This is a genomic window from Brevibacillus sp. NRRL NRS-603 (assembly GCF_003013445.1).
Lineage (GTDB): Bacteria > Bacillota > Bacilli > Brevibacillales > Brevibacillaceae > Brevibacillus > Brevibacillus formosus.
On sequence record NZ_PXZN01000013.1, the window covers coordinates 273310 to 288232 of the forward strand.

General features: G+C 47.2%; 16 protein-coding genes. 13 read left to right on the plus strand and 3 right to left on the minus strand.

Annotated elements, in window-relative coordinates; all coding sequences use genetic code 11:
• Positions 1 to 5 precede the first annotated feature (5 nt).
• Complete coding sequence (locus C7R94_RS13125; protein ID WP_106781761.1) at positions 6 to 1034, plus strand: phosphotransferase; 1029 nt, start codon at positions 6 to 8, stop codon at positions 1032 to 1034.
• Between the two features lie 55 nt (positions 1035 to 1089).
• Here C7R94_RS13125 and C7R94_RS13130 read toward each other — a convergent pair whose 3' ends face one another.
• Complete coding sequence (locus C7R94_RS13130) at positions 1090 to 3078, minus strand: bifunctional 2',3'-cyclic-nucleotide 2'-phosphodiesterase/3'-nucleotidase (protein WP_106781764.1); 1989 nt, start codon at positions 3076 to 3078, stop codon at positions 1090 to 1092.
• 215 nt (positions 3079 to 3293) lie between these two features.
• On the opposite strand from C7R94_RS13130, the gene C7R94_RS13135 reads away from it, so the two are divergent.
• Entirely contained in the window at positions 3294 to 3866 is a 573-nt protein-coding gene (locus C7R94_RS13135; RefSeq protein WP_106781766.1) for a BofC C-terminal domain-containing protein, read from the plus strand.
• Positions 3867 to 3950: 84 nt separating this feature from the next.
• On the opposite strand, the gene C7R94_RS13140 is transcribed toward C7R94_RS13135, so the two are convergent.
• Positions 3951 to 5036, minus strand: a complete 1086-nt coding sequence (locus tag C7R94_RS13140) for a hypothetical protein (RefSeq protein ID WP_233220543.1) — start codon at positions 5034 to 5036, stop codon at positions 3951 to 3953.
• 132 nt (positions 5037 to 5168) lie between these two features.
• Here C7R94_RS13140 and C7R94_RS13145 point away from each other — a divergent pair, with 132 nt between their 5' ends.
• The 9 genes from C7R94_RS13145 to yajC all read left to right on the plus strand — a co-directional run bounded on the left by C7R94_RS13145 (position 5169) and on the right by yajC (position 12565).
• The gene (locus tag C7R94_RS13145; protein WP_047072775.1) at positions 5169 to 5360 is read left to right on the plus strand and encodes a hypothetical protein; all 192 of its coding nucleotides are present in this window, start codon (positions 5169 to 5171) and stop codon (positions 5358 to 5360) included.
• A 120-nt stretch (positions 5361 to 5480) separates the two neighbouring features.
• Positions 5481 to 5981 carry a crossover junction endodeoxyribonuclease RuvC gene (gene ruvC, locus C7R94_RS13150; protein WP_047072773.1) on the plus strand — a complete coding sequence of 167 codons (501 nt, stop codon included), beginning with the start codon at positions 5481 to 5483 and terminating at the stop codon, positions 5979 to 5981.
• Positions 5978 to 6595, plus strand: coding sequence for a Holliday junction branch migration protein RuvA (gene ruvA / locus C7R94_RS13155; RefSeq protein ID WP_047072771.1), 618 nt, complete (start codon positions 5978 to 5980; stop codon positions 6593 to 6595). Before ruvC ends, ruvA begins: the two co-directional genes overlap by 4 nt.
• A gap of 4 nt (positions 6596 to 6599) precedes the next feature.
• Complete coding sequence (ruvB, locus tag C7R94_RS13160) at positions 6600 to 7598, plus strand: Holliday junction branch migration DNA helicase RuvB (RefSeq protein WP_012685582.1); 999 nt, start codon at positions 6600 to 6602, stop codon at positions 7596 to 7598.
• Positions 7595 to 7813 (plus strand): DUF2905 domain-containing protein, encoded by a 219-nt coding sequence (locus tag C7R94_RS13165; RefSeq protein ID WP_012685583.1) that lies wholly within the window; start codon positions 7595 to 7597, stop codon positions 7811 to 7813. Before ruvB ends, C7R94_RS13165 begins: the two co-directional genes overlap by 4 nt.
• A 158-nt stretch (positions 7814 to 7971) precedes the next feature.
• Entirely contained in the window at positions 7972 to 9906 is a 1935-nt protein-coding gene (locus C7R94_RS13170) for a SpoIID/LytB domain-containing protein (protein ID WP_106781771.1), read from the plus strand.
• Between the two features lie 43 nt (positions 9907 to 9949).
• Positions 9950 to 10978 carry a tRNA preQ1(34) S-adenosylmethionine ribosyltransferase-isomerase QueA gene (gene queA / locus C7R94_RS13175; RefSeq protein ID WP_106781773.1) on the plus strand — a complete coding sequence of 343 codons (1029 nt, stop codon included), beginning with the start codon at positions 9950 to 9952 and terminating at the stop codon, positions 10976 to 10978.
• 117 nt (positions 10979 to 11095) lie between these two features.
• Positions 11096 to 12226 (plus strand): tRNA guanosine(34) transglycosylase Tgt, encoded by a 1131-nt coding sequence (tgt, locus tag C7R94_RS13180; RefSeq protein WP_106781775.1) that lies wholly within the window; start codon positions 11096 to 11098, stop codon positions 12224 to 12226.
• An 18-nt stretch (positions 12227 to 12244) separates the two neighbouring features.
• Positions 12245 to 12565, plus strand: coding sequence for a preprotein translocase subunit YajC (yajC, locus tag C7R94_RS13185; protein ID WP_106781778.1), 321 nt, complete (start codon positions 12245 to 12247; stop codon positions 12563 to 12565).
• A 49-nt stretch (positions 12566 to 12614) separates the two neighbouring features.
• Here the strand turns inward: yajC and C7R94_RS13190 are convergent, their stop codons facing one another.
• Positions 12615 to 13031, minus strand: a complete 417-nt coding sequence (locus C7R94_RS13190) for a TIGR04086 family membrane protein (protein ID WP_106781781.1) — start codon at positions 13029 to 13031, stop codon at positions 12615 to 12617.
• A 130-nt stretch (positions 13032 to 13161) separates the two neighbouring features.
• On the opposite strand from C7R94_RS13190, the gene corA reads away from it, so the two are divergent.
• Positions 13162 to 14139 carry a magnesium/cobalt transporter CorA gene (gene corA / locus C7R94_RS13195; RefSeq protein WP_007717563.1) on the plus strand — a complete coding sequence of 326 codons (978 nt, stop codon included), beginning with the start codon at positions 13162 to 13164 and terminating at the stop codon, positions 14137 to 14139.
• Positions 14140 to 14207: 68 nt separating this feature from the next.
• Positions 14208 to 14921 (plus strand): DUF421 domain-containing protein, encoded by a 714-nt coding sequence (locus C7R94_RS13200; RefSeq protein ID WP_047072760.1) that lies wholly within the window; start codon positions 14208 to 14210, stop codon positions 14919 to 14921.
• The last annotated feature ends 2 nt before the right edge of the window (positions 14922 to 14923 follow it).

Consider the following 14923-nt stretch of genomic DNA (forward strand, 5'->3'; position numbering starts at 1 on the left):
ATGGGATGAACAAAGAAATCTTATCCACCATTGAAAAGGCTTTTCGCTGTCAAATCTACGGGGTGAAACCGAAGCGAAACGTCAACCTGTTAAAAACAGACCGGGGCCATTGGATACTCAAAGGATATAAGCAGGTCGAAAAAGCTGTGTGGGTGACAGAGTTAGCAGATGCACTACATCAAAAGGGCTTTCATCATACGGTGCAGTATGTGGCGAGTCAGGAAGGGTCCAAAATTTTTGCCTATGAAGACCGTCATTACACCATCATGAAAATGATTGATGGGCATGAAGCAGATAACGTTTCTCTTTTCGATGTTAAAAAAACAGCAGAAACATTGGCCCGTTTTCATGTCGCAGCTCAGGGGTTTCCTATTGCTCATTCCTATGCGTATGAAGGAAAACCGGCTCTTTTAGATAAATGGGAGAGCCGCTTGGAATACTTCGAGCGATTGATGTGGTCGATTGAACAGAAGGGACCCCAGAACAAACTGGAGCAACTCATTTCCCAACAGGCAGATCACGTCCTTCGGGATGGCAACGAGCTGCTTCAATCTGCCTACAAGCTGCCTTTGACGCCAGAAATGTTTTTAGCCATGGAGAGGGGGACACTCGCACACAGAGACGTGGCGAGTCATAATTTTTTGCTTACGGAGCGAGGCAATTGCTATTTGATTGACCTTGATACAGTAGGTCATGATCTTCAGCTTGTTGACCTTGTACAATTGATGTCGCGTATGCTATTGATGCAAGAGTACCGCATGGATTCCTTTGTGGAAGCGATGGAAGCCTATAGTAACGTCAACTATTTATCTGATACCCAGATTTGGGCTGTTCATCAATTGCTTCGCTATCCGGATAATTTCTTGCGGGAGGTAACCGGCTTGTATAGTCAGCGCCCAGGCTACCACATGAAGGGCGTTATGCAGCTGATCCAAATGGAAGGCAAAATGATGGCGAATCGCCAACGCTTTTTAAACGATGGAGAACGAATTTTCCAACGCTCTCCATGGGGTCATTACCATTTTGTTGGATAGTCGGATAAAACAAAACATCCCTCTCGAAAGAGGGATGTTTGTGTTGTTGACAAGCTTACTTGGAAGCAGGCTTGGACAGATCAATAGAGAATTTCGCGAACCCAGATTCCAATACGTTGATGAACTTGATATTGGACATTTTTTCAGCGAATGGTTTCGCGTCAGGAGAAGAAGTGAATGTAACGTTCAGCTTCGCATCTACTGGAGCAAAAGACCAGTTGTTGTCTGCTGCTGGGTCGATATTTTTTTGGTTCAGGATGTAGTCAATTACGATTTGACGGTTTTCATCTGGAGAATCGATTACAATGTTTTTGCCATCCAGACCTGGGAACGCACCGCCGCCGCTTGCACGGTAGTTGTTGGTAACAACGAGGAATTTGTCTTCAGGTTTTACTGGTTTGCCGTTATAAGACAGGTTTTTGATGCGGTTTGCATCTTTATTTGCTACTTTTCCATCTACAGCGTATTTGGATGGCTGTGTAACATCGATTTGATAAGTAACACCGTCGATTACATCATAGTTGTACGTTGGGAAAGACTCGTTGATGAGTGGTTGCTCATCTGCTTTCTTCACATCGATTTGGTTGAACTGTCCAGCGGAGCGCTCCAACCATTCTTTCACTGTAGCTCCATCGACCAGAACCGCTTTCAATGTGTTCGGGTAAATGTACAGGTCAGATACGTTTTTGATGGCGATTGTACCAGCCGGGATATTGGAGTAGTAGCTTACTCCGTTGCGGCCACCTGCTTTAAATGGTGCACCAGCAGACAGAACTGGAATGCCTTCGTATTCTGTACCCTTCACGTTTTTCTCAACGAACCATTTTTGTGCATTGGTTACGATTTGGATAGATGGGTCATCTTGCACAAGTGCAAAATAGCTGAAGATCGGGGAAGATGTTTTCCCTACAGCGGAACGAACCCATTCAACTGTTTTGTCGTGATCTTCTTTTACTGCATCTACGATAGCTTTGTCTGCATCAGCCAAGGATGCTTTGTTAGCTTTGTCATAGATCGGAACCACTTTTGTAGCGGACTCAGCCACTTTCCATTTTCCGTTTTCTTGTTTCAGCGTCAGGTCGATTACGCCGAGGTGGTTACCCCAGAAGCCAGGCATAACGGCTGGTTTACCGTTGAGCGTTCCTTTTTCTGCATCAATGCCTGGAATTTTATCGAATCCAGGGCCAGGGAATACAGAGTGGGAGTGTCCGAACAAGATCGCGTCGATACCATCTACTTTGCTTAGCTGATAGCTAGCGTTCTCCAACTGAGGACCACCCTCGATAGGGCCAATTCCAGAGTGAGGAACTGCGATGATGATGTCCGCACCTTTTTTCTTCATTTCAGGTACGAATTTGTTGGCGGTTTCCACGATGTCCTTCGCGATTACTTTTCCTTCCAGGTTTGCCTTGTCCCACTGCATAATTTGAGGAGGAACAAAACCGATAACGCCTACTTTGAGTTTTACATCTTTGCCGTTCTCATCTTTAAAAGTACGCTCCAGGATTTCGTAAGGAGTGAACATGTTTTTGTCATTGTTAGGGTTTTTGTCCTTGTCGTCAACATAGACGTTGGAGTTTATGTAAGGAAATTTCGCACCTTTCAAGCTGGTGTCCAAGAACTCCAAACCAAAGTTGAACTCGTGGTTACCGATATTGGCAACATCATAGTCCATCAGGTTCATTGCTTTGTAAGCAGGGTGAGTATCTCCAGCTTTCAACGGGTCGATTTTTGCCACGTAGTCGCCCAATGGGTTTCCTTGCAATAAGTCACCGTTATCGATCAGGATGCTGTTTTTCACTTCTTCTCGTGCTTTTTTGACCAATGTGGCTGTTTTTGCGAAGCCAAACTCGTCTGTGCTTTTGTCTTGATAGTAGTCATAGTTCACGATGTTGGTGTGGATATCTGTCGTTTCCAACAGGCGGAGCTTGAGGACAGAACCTGTTTGCGCGCTTGCTGGAGTAAGAGGAAAAGAGAGTGCGCCAACAACCAAAGAAGTGCTGAGGAGGAAAGCAGTCAGCATTTTTTTGTTCGTTTTTTTCATGTTTGAAATGACCTCCATAAGTTTACAATAATGCCAAGCAAAAATAGTTTATCATTAGATTCGAAGGCTGGATAGATAGCTAGATCAAATAGTATATTAATTTTTTGTATTGACAAAAATAAAAAAATAGAAGGTCAATCCACCTTAAGTCGCGTATGCCCCTGTTTCTTTGTGGCAATGATAGGAAGAAAAGCCTATAAAAGAAGGGGTTCTATGTGACTGAGAAGAAAAGGTGGATGGTTTACGCGACGTGGGGTGTAGCATTAGCCACAGGCGTCCTAGTCGGTATCGTGTTAGCCGGTAAAGAAGGAAACGATTCAGGTCTTGCACGCTTAGTAAACCTTGCAGGCAAAGCAGATGTAGTTGCGGGTCCGTCGTATGAGTTGGTCTTAGCTCGCCATTATTTGTGTGGGGTGCGAGACGAAGAACATGTATCAGTTCGTACCAATCAATTGGCAGACGTCATGGGCAACTATAATGGATGGGAAATTGTACAAGCAGAGCCTGTCAAGATGATCTTAATGAAACGCGAGCAGGATATAGCTCCAGCTTGCAAGGAGAATGGACATATCGGAATAGCTCCGGACGGCATGCTTGCCCTATTTCATGGTCTGCCTGCTGAGCAAGATGTCGTGCAAACCTTTTATCGAATCGATACTGCGAGAATGGAAGCGAGTCTGCCAAAAGAGGAATGGGAGAATCTGAAACGGGGGATTCGCATTCGGAATTTGGCAGAGTATAACAGTGTATTGTCCACCTATGGCGAATACCAATGGAGTGGCCAATGAAAATGGGTGGACCAAAAGAAATCCCTTTCGAGCCTTTCGTGTAACAAGCACGTATTGGACTGGAAAGGGATTTTGTTTCCGTTGCTATGGATTCAGTTCAATCGCAATAATTCGCCAGCGTTCTCCCGGTACATCGCGGCGCAGAAGAAACTCCCATGTCTCTCGAAAATTACCACCTTCCCGGGCAATGTATGAGAGTCGAACAGGAACCTCTATCAAGAGGGGACCGCGCTCGTCTGATGGAATGATGATTTCTGACGATCGCACAGACTCGATCGAAGACAGCCCTTCTGGAAGCGTGAAACCGTCTGTTGTCATCCGCATCGCGTGGATGTCGTGCTCATGCAGAGCGGTGAGGAAATAGCCGACCAGCTCTTCAGGAGACGCCCCTTTTATTGTAGCCGCAAGTGCTCCGGAAGCCTTGAGAATCATCATGCTGTGACTAGGATCGGGTTCAGTGCTTCGATGGGTGGAGCTGCCGAAAAAGTGGATGCAAAAATGCCCAGGGAATTCATTTCCTTTAATGGCACCAGCGCCATGAGGCATTCCGTGCATGGATGCTGCAAAATAAGTACCGTCTACCTCCACCAGAATGGCTCTGCGCTTCCATGACCATTTTCCCTGATAAATGTTCTTCATGATCTCTGTATCCTTGCGGGTCAACGGTTGAACATCGGCATGGCGACTGCCTGCTCTGCGCTGGACATCAAAACGTTGTCCTGTCTCTAAATCAATCACGGTACCGAACTCCATCCGTTTCAACGTTTTTTTCACCTGCTCCCAGGGAATGGCTTGTGCAAAATGGACTGCTTCTACGGACTTGACCATTTCTTCGATCCTCTGGCGAACATCGTTTGCCAATACATAGCGACGAGGCATTTCTTTTTCATATAGCTGGCCATCGTGATCATATACATATATTCGTTTTTTTACGGTCAATGTAGCACGTACCCAGTGTGGGTTGTAGGAGGCGATTTCTGTGGTAGAGCCCAATAACCGCTTCGTAAGCTGCTTTTGATCACGGAAGGATATGGTTGTTTTGAAGGGAGACTCGGGTGACACCGAAACAGTGACCATGATGTCATTCTTGACTTTGGCAAGCGCAGGGTAAGGCATGAACAGTGCAATTGCGAAAAAATATATACAAAAAATAAGGATTTTGCTTCGCAACAACCAACACCTCCACATCTTATCGTTTCTATAAGCTGTCTGGCTCATGTGGCGTAAATCTTGGTATCATAACGCCAATGCGCTTACGCCATACTGATTTCATACGGTGATCGAAGGAGGAGTCTTTAGACCATGTCTACCATGCCTAGAGGTAGCTACAAAGACCAGTTCCATCAGCGTTTGTACGTTCAGTTGAACCAAGGGCACAACAAGCTCAATTACCAACAGATCAACAAGATCAAAGAGCACATGCAGAGTGGCGTAGACGACTATGCCCACATGCAGCATGATGTGTCGGATTCACTCGGAATGAACAAACACTAACAGACGCCGTATAACCCGTTCCTTTCTAAGGAGCGGGTTTTTATATGGAAATACACGTTCGCTTTTTCAGTGCTTTGTGTTACAGTAGAGAGTAGAATCTTTGCTCACGGAGAGTGGACTATGCGCATTTTAGGAATTGACCCTGGCATTGCGATTGTTGGCTTCGGGGTTGTGGATAAAGAGGGCAGCCAATTGCGTCCCGTCCAATACGGAAGCATTCAGACAGAAGCAGGATTGCCAGTACCGCTTAGATTGAAACAGATTTTTGAGGCAATGCAAAGCCTTCTGGAAACATATCGTCCCGATGAAATGTCCGTCGAAAAGCTTTTCTTTAATAAAAACGTGACGACGGCCTTTACCGTTGGCCAAGCGCGAGGGGTTATTTTGCTTGCGGCAGAGCTGGCTGGTGTGCCGGTCTATGAATATACCCCGATGCAGGTCAAGCAAGCCGTGACTGGATACGGGGGAGCAGAAAAGAAGCAAATACAGGAAATGACGAAGCTCCTATTGCGGTTAAAAGAAGTACCAAAGCCTGACGATGTGGCGGACGCATTGGGCATTGCCATTACGCACGCACAGTTTCGCGCGTTCATTTCCATTTCGGAAGGGGTTCAGAAATGATTGATTTTGTAGAAGGTACACTGAGTTATCTCGATTCGGAATACATAGTCCTCGAAACTGGCGGTATTGGTTATCGACTGTTTTGCCCAAACCCGTACCAATTCGTTCGGTATGAAGGCAGCAAAACCAAATTGTTTACCCACCACCATGTGCGGGAAGATGCCATTCTGCTGTATGGCTTCGCTACCCGTGACGAACGCGATTTGTTCCGCAAGCTGCTTGATGTCAGCGGAATCGGTCCCAAGGGCGGATTAGCTATCCTGGCAGCGGCGACGCCTGAGCAGCTGGTGATGGCGGTTCAACAGGAGAATGTTACCTATCTGACGAAATTTCCGGGGATTGGGAAAAAGACGGCCCAGCGCATTATCCTCGATTTGAAGGATAAATTGGTAGGGTACACACCATCTGCGATTTTGACTGTTGCAGCGGGTGATTTGACAGCAGGGGAGCAAGCTGTGTCCGCACTGAACGAAGCACTCGATGCATTGACTGCACTAGGTTACTCTGATGGTGAACTGCAAAAAATCAGAAACACGCTGTCTGAGAAATCAAAAGAGGGCGATGGTGTAGAAAAGCTCATCAAACAAGGGCTTGCGTTGCTCATGAGGGGGTAGGATTTTGGATTCTCGGATCATCACGACGCATATGAATTGGGAAGAAGATGCGGCGGAGCTGAGCCTCCGTCCTCGCTATTTAAATGAATACATCGGTCAGCAGCATGTGAAGGAAAACTTGAAAATCTTTATTGAAGCTGCCAAAATGCGGAAAGAGTCTTTGGACCACGTACTGCTGTATGGTCCGCCTGGTCTGGGGAAGACGACCCTGTCGCAAATTATTGCAAATGAGCTGGGTGTGAATATCCGCACAACGTCCGGTCCGGCAATTGAGCGTCCCGGTGATTTGGCAGCGATTTTGACGAATTTGCAAGAGGGTGATGTCCTGTTTATTGACGAGATTCACAGGCTCAACCGAAGCGTCGAGGAAGTTTTGTATCCGGCTATGGAGGATTTTGCGCTGGACATCATTATTGGTAAAGGGCCAAGTGCTCGCAGTGTCCGTTTAGATTTGCCACCATTTACACTGGTTGGGGCTACGACGCGGGCTGGAATGCTGTCCGCGCCGCTTCGAGATCGCTTTGGGGTTGTTAATCGCCTGGAGTTTTATACAGTCCCGGAACTGACCTTTATCGTTTCGCGGGCAGCCGACATCCTGCAGGTCGTCATTCGAGAAGGTGGAGCAGAGGAGATTGCCAGACGTTCACGTGGAACACCCCGGGTGGCAAACCGTTTGCTGAAGCGGGTCCGCGATTTTGCCCAAGTAAAAGGCGAAGGTGTCATTACGACAGAGATTGCCAAAGAAGCGCTGGAAAGATTGCAAGTGGATGCCTGCGGTCTCGATCATATCGACCACAAATTGTTGCTAGCGATTATTGATCGCTTTGACGGTGGACCGGTCGGACTGGATACAATCGCAGCAACAATCGGAGAAGAGTCACAAACGGTGGAAGATGTTTGCGAGCCATACCTCATGCAGATTGGCTTTATGCAGCGGACGCCGCGGGGGCGGGTTCTCACCCCGAGTGCGTACCAACACTTTGGTCGGGAGATGAAATCGTGAATCCTGTAGCCAAGCTACTCATTATTGGTGGTGCTGCTTTAATCGTAATCGGTCTTTTGTGGCAGGTAGGAGGCAGATTTTTGCCGCTGGGGCGCTTGCCGGGAGATATCGTAGTAGAAAAGGAAAACGTCAAGTTCTACTTTCCGATTGTGACTTGTATTGTGATTAGCATCGTCCTGTCTCTTGGCATGTATTTATTCCGGCTGTTTAAATAGGCAAGTGTGGAGGCCATCGGAGCTCATCGTTCCGGTGGTTTTTTTGCGTGCGGGCGTTTGGTCCCATTTTACGAAAAAGGCAGGAGATTAGCCTGTGATTGTCGAAAAACATGGGAAGACATGCCAATTTTTGTTGAAAATCAGGTGGAGAAAGGACAATGGACGACATGAGAAAGAAATGGATGGGGAAAGTCCTTTCGGTGGGCCTGCTATCAGTAGTTCTCGTAGGAGGACAAGTACCAGCGCAGGCAGCCGGCGACAATATTAGAGTTGCGCTATTTGTGGATACAGGACAAGGCTATCGGGGAGTAGTTCCTTCTATTACGCTGACTGCTGAAAATGGAATGGAAGTCGTGCTCAATGGACCCGAAGGCAAGACAGATTTACCCGAATTAAAGGGAGATGCAGCTCGTTACCGGGTTGATGAATATTATCTGACCGTTGCTGAAACAGGTGACTGGAATCGCGCACAGCAGATCGCACAGCAAATGAGCCAACGAAAATACGAGGGCTCAATCCAGGTGGCAAAGCGTAACGGGCAGACCGTCTATCAGGTTGTAAGCGGAACGTATGACACGTATCAGGCTGCTGCCAATCAGGCAAAAACGGTTGCCCAAGCAATGGGGCAGAATCCGCAGGTAAAAGGTCCGCATCGACTCGAAGCGGGTAAATTCAAAAGCTTAACGGAAGCACAAGAATGGCAAGCGTCATTTGAAGCAGCAGGTATTCCTGCTTATCCTGTAATGGTATCAGATGGGGACAAAGTCAAATTTGCGGTTTGGATCGGAGACGAGGTTAGTCCTGATGCCGTGAAAGAATTGAAACGAAGAGCAAACGCCGCATTTCCTTCGTTCTCCTATCAGGAGCCAGACAGCCAATCTTATGTTATATTGAAGCAGGATGTATACGGATCACCGGATGAAGTGATTTGGAAGTATGTATTCTCCCCGCAAGTTAAGCTGACAGTTGAAGCGAATAAAGCAGGCGATGAATCGGTGATTGGCGTTGTAGAACGAGAGCAGCGTACATATCGCGGTGAGATGGAGCTGTCAGAATACAATGGTCACTTGACACTAGTAAATGAGCTTTCGCTGGAAGAGTATCTGTATGGAGTGGTTGGCTCTGAAATGGCTCCAGGCTGGCCGATAGAAGCATTGAAGACACAGGCGGTCCTGTCGCGAACTCGTGCTGTGTGGCAAGGCAATAAGTATGGCGTTGCCAATGTGTCCGATACGGTTTTTGAACAGGCGTATTACGGTTATACAAAAGAGTCTGATGATGTACGTGAGGCTGTCGACAAGACAGAAGGCGAAATCATTTACTATCAAGGCAAACCAGCCGAGTCGCTCTTCTATTCCAATGCAGGCGGTATGACGGCGGACGGTACAGAAGTATGGGGCAATCCTGTTCCTTATTTGCGATCTGTCGAGAGTAAAGACACCTATCCGATGGACAATGCGAGCGTATGGTATCGCGTGGCTTTAGCAGACGGTACGCTCGGCTATGTAAGAAGTGATCTGGTAACCGAAACAGGCCAGAGCAATTCAGCGGGACAAAGAATAGCGGTCATTTCGACTGAGAATACGAATTTGCGTTCAGGTCCAGGTACAACGACGAATCGTGTGTTATCCGTTCTGCCTTCTGGCGCAGAGGTAACGATTCTCTCTGAAGTAAAAGAAGAAAATGCGTATTCGTGGACGCGCGGTCCGTTTACCGCTACAGAGATCGCAGCCATGATCAATGCCGCACATGACAAGAACAAGGCTCCACGCATTTCAGGAAACGTAACGAGCCTGAAAGTGACAGGACGCGGTCCATCTGGGCGTGTGATTGCGATGGAAGCAAACGGGACGCCAATCGTTGTTTCTTCACCAGATGCTTTCCGTTCTGTTTTTCAACAAGGTGGCTCCCCTCTGCGTAGCACGAAGTTTGAAGTGGAAAAGATCAATGGTTCGCAATTCATCTTCCGTGGTACTGGCTTTGGGCACGGACTTGGTGTCTCGCAATACGGAGCACGTGCGATGGCAGAGGAAGGGTATGACTACAAAGATATCTTGCAACACTACTACCAGGATGTGACAATCGAAAAGTAAGTCGTTTGCCACAAGATCTACCGCAAAAAGGAGTAACGATTTCGTGGACGTGCAACAATTTGATTTTGATTTGCCGGAGCATTTGATTGCCCAGCACCCGCTAGAAGACCGAACTTCATCGAGATTGCTCGTGTTAGAGAAACAAACAGGCAATATCGCTCATCAGCAATTTACCAATTTAATCGATCACCTCCAAGCAGGGGACGTACTCGTCATGAATGACAGCCGCGTTTTGCCTGCCAGATTGATTGGAGAAAAGGCGGAGACTGGTGCGAAAATAGAAATCCTTTTGTTGAAATCACTTGGTGACGATCGCTGGGAAACGCTGGTAAAGCCCGGAAAGCGGATGAAGCAGGGTACAGAAGTGGTTTTTGGTAACGGTCTTTTGCGTTGTGTTTGTGAGGATGTGACAGAGACAGGTGGACGAATCGTGCGCTTTTTGTACGAGGGGATTTTTTATGAGATTCTCGACCAATTAGGCTCGATGCCTTTGCCTCCGTATATTCACGCGCAACTGGAGGACAGTGAGCGTTACCAGACAGTCTATGCGAAGGAGCGCGGTTCAGCAGCAGCTCCGACAGCCGGTCTCCATTTCACAAAGCCGTACTTGGAGCAAATCGCTGCCAAAGGCGTACAGCTGGCTTACGTGACCCTGCATGTTGGACTTGGGACTTTTCGCCCTGTATCAGCGGATTCCGTGGAAGAGCATGTTATGCATGCAGAGTACTACGAGATTCCCGAGGAAACAGTAGAGCTGGTGAATCGGGCAAAAGCAGAGGGTAGAAGAGTAATCGCTGTCGGGACGACATCCTGTCGCACATTGGAGACAGTAGGGCGCGCGAATGGAGGAAAGCTGGTGGAAACTTCTGGTTGGACGGATATTTTCATTTATCCGGGTTACACGTTTTCCATCCTGGACGGACTACTGACAAACTTCCACTTGCCGAAGTCTACGCTCGTCATGCTAGTGAGTGCTTTGGCTGGAAAAGAGAATGTGATGCGTGCCTACAAAACGGCTGTGGAAGAGGAGTATCGCTTCTTCAGTTTTGGCGATGCGATGCTCATTTTATAAAAATGTGAACAACCCACCTGTATAAGTGTATACTTATTAGTCAGGTGGGTTTACTTCATCCAGAAGTTTTTCTATAATAGGTAAGACTTACATACATAGCTTGAGGAGTGCAAAGATTTGGCTGTACGCTACGAGTTAATCAAAACATGCAAGCAAACTGGTGCACGTCTCGGTAAGCTACATACACCTCATGGGACGATTGACACCCCTGTCTTTATGCCTGTCGGTACACAAGCGACAGTGAAGACGATGAGCCCCGAGGAGTTAAAAGCGATTGGTGCGGGCATCATCCTTAGTAATACGTACCATTTGTTTCTTCGTCCAGGGCATGAAATTGTTCGAGAGGCAGGCGGACTGCACGGCTTTATGAATTGGGACCGTGCTATTCTGACTGATTCCGGCGGTTTTCAAGTATTTAGCCTTAGTAACCTCCGCAAGATCACGGAGGAAGGAGTATCCTTCCGTTCCCACCTAAACGGAGAGAAGCTGTTTATTGGTCCTGAAGAGGCGACACAGATTCAAAACGCGTTGGGTGCTGATATTTTCATGGCATTCGATGAGTGTGCTCCTTATCCTGCGGAGTACGATTACGTAAAAAAATCAATGGAGCGAACAACCCGTTGGGCAGAGCGTTGCCTGAAGGCGCATACTCGTCCAAACGAACAAGCGTTGTTTGGAATCGTTCAGGGTGGAATGTTCAACGATTTGCGTGCACAAAGTGCAAGAGATCTCGTTTCCATGGATTTCCCAGGATACGCGATCGGCGGTTTGAGCGTGGGAGAACCGTTTCCTTTGATGTACGAAGTGCTGGAGCATACCGTTCCACTGCTTCCGTCAAGCAAAGCCCGCTATTTGATGGGAGTTGGCTCACCAGATGCTCTTATCGAAGGAGCGATCCGCGGCATTGACATGTTTGATTGTGTGCTGCCGACAAGAATTGCCCGCAATGGGACATGCATGACAAGCCAGGGAAGACTGGTCATCCGCAATGCAAAATATGCGCGCGACTTTACCCCGCTTGATCCAAATTGCGATTGCTACACCTGCAAAAATTACACACGTGCTTACATCCGACACCTGGTCAAGTCGGAGGAAACCTTTGGCATCCGGTTAACTACCTACCACAACCTGCACTTCTTGGTGAAGTTAATGGAACAGGTCCGTCAGGCGATTGCCGAAGACCGCTTGCAAGATTTCCGCGACCAGTTTTTCGCTCAATATGGATTGGGTGAAGATAGATCTTTTTAATCGAGGGGGATTTTTTTCATGGATGGCTTGACTCAGTTTTTACCGATTATCATCATGTTTGCGATTTTTTACTTCTTGCTGATTCGTCCGCAACAAAAGAAGGCAAAACAACGCAACGCTATGCTTGCTGCTCTGAAAAAAGGCGACAAGATCGTAACAATCGGTGGAGTGCATGGAACAATCCAAGACCTGTCTGATGATACTATCACGTTGCGTATTGCTCACAACGTAAACGTTACTTTCGATCGTGGCGCGATCAACAACGTAGTTTCTTCCAGCAACGAACCTGCTAAGAGTGAACCAGCGAAGAGCGAAGAAACAAAAGAAGAATCCAAATAATACATGTGAAAAGCAGGTGGGTGATCCACCTGCTTTTTTCTGTCTTGTTTTAGCGGCGAGGCTTGATAACTTTAGGTTTACCGCCTTTATGCTTGTTGTTGGCATTAGCCGAATTCACGCCGAGAATCCCACCTAACGCGGCCACTCCAAAAGCACCGAACAAGAACAGGAAGGTCCCCCATTGCATCGGGGCGTCAAAGCCTAGGAAGCCGATCAAGAGGATGAAGAGGAAGTAAGTGAGTCCGGTAAGTCCGCCGTAGTACCAGCCCTTGCCACCACAACGACGTCCAGTGACGAATCCCCCGATCAAAAGCGCGATAGCATTGATCACATACGTAAAATAGGGCAGCGTGCCTTCCCGTATCGAGGTGAAGCTTAGGAGCAGGGTCGCAAGCAACGCTCCAATTAAAACAAGACATGTCGTATACAATAGACCGGTCAGTACAGAGGTGGATGCACTTCGCACGGTATGTACCCCCTTATTGGAAGTGTTTGTACATCTATATGAAAGGCTTGGCTCACGTATTCATCTTCGCGTTGAACATTGATAGGAATTTTCGTATGATGGATGGGGAACAAGACGGGGGTGAGGAAGATTGATCAAAACGTACTTTTATAACCACTCTGAACAGAAGATGTTTCACGACGTTGATCTGGCAACGAAGGATCAATGGCTGAAATCACCAGAGGATTTGCTCTGGATCGATCTGTACGATGTGGGAAACAATGAATTGCCCTATATTGCCAAGATTTTTGACTTTCACCCGCTGGCAATTGAGGACTGCCTGCACGTCAGTCCACGTGCCAAGGTAGACAAGTACGATGACTACTATTTCTTCGTTTTTCACGCCCTGCGTTACAATGAAGAAAGCGATGACGAGATCACAACGGTAGAACTGAACGTTTTTCTCGGCCCTAACTACATCGTGACGATCCACAAGTCCCCGATGAATACCATCGGTCGGATCGCTGCCATGTGTCACCGCAACATTTCTTACTTGAACAGAGGTCCTGACTATTTGCTGTATGCTATTGTAGACGGGATTACCGATGAATATTTTCCTATTATTGATCGGATTAGTGTGCGGATTGACGAGCTGGAGGACGAGATTTATGAACATCAGATGGAGGAAATTACCGAAGAGTTCCTGGCGTTGAAGCGAACGATTATTTTAATCAGGCGTGTGATCATGCCGCAAAAGAGAATTTTCGCGAACGTCAACGGCCGTTACTCCTTTGATATTTCCGAGGAAAACGTTCCGTTCTACACCGACCTAACAGACCACTTGGAGCGGATTTCGGATTCAACGGAAACCTTCCGTGATCTGGTTAACGGTGCGTTGGATACGTACTACACCATCATCAGTGCCAAAACAACGGAGACGATGCGGGTTCTTACCATCATTTCCACGATCATCCTTCCGTTGACATTTATCACCGGACTATTCGGGATGAATACTTTCGCATGGCTGGGTGAAGAAGCAGAACCGTATATGCTGATCGTGGCACTCGTGATTATGCTAGCTATGACGTTTGCCATGCTTCACATTTTCCGCAAGCGAAAGTGGCTGTAATTGGTGCTAATACTTTCCCTGCCCCCTGTTGAACACTAGTATCAAATGTTCTTTGGGGGGCAGCGCAAGTGGATAATCTTACAATGGTGTTACTTCGCACCCTTTTCTCGTATTTTTTTCTCCTGATTTTAGTGCGGTTGATGGGAAAGCGGGAATTGGGAAAGCTGTCCGTTTTTGATGTGGTCATCTCAATTATGCTAGCAGAAATGGCTGCACTGGCAATTGAGGATGTGGATAAGCCTGCTCTTCGGTTTTATTTGCCGATGCTGTTGATTGCCTTATTGGAAGTCGTCTTCGCTTATGTGTCATTAAAGAGCAAGAAATTCCGCGATACAGTGGACGGCTCTGCCGATTTGATTATAGAAAATGGGCAAATCAGGGAGCATGCGATGCGTCGCAATCGATTGAATATGGATGACTTGATGGTACATCTGCGGCAAAAAGACGTAAAAAACATTGCCGATGTTGAATTTGCGTTATTGGAGCCAACTGGACAGATGAGTGTGTTTTTAAAGGAACAAAAAGACAAGGTTACGAGGGAAGATCTCTCGTTGATGAAGAAGCAACAGGTTGGTCCTGTCTCGTACAGAGGTCTTCCTATCCCATTGATTCTCGATGGCAAGGTGAGAACGGAAGCATTGAACAAGATCGGACAAAACGAGCTTTGGCTGAAACGAGAAATCAGGAAATACGGAATCAAAGACATTCGAGAGGTTTCTTTTTGCAGCGTTGACGAGCGTGGCATCATGTATTTGGACAAAAAAGACAAGCCGCTGCAATAAGC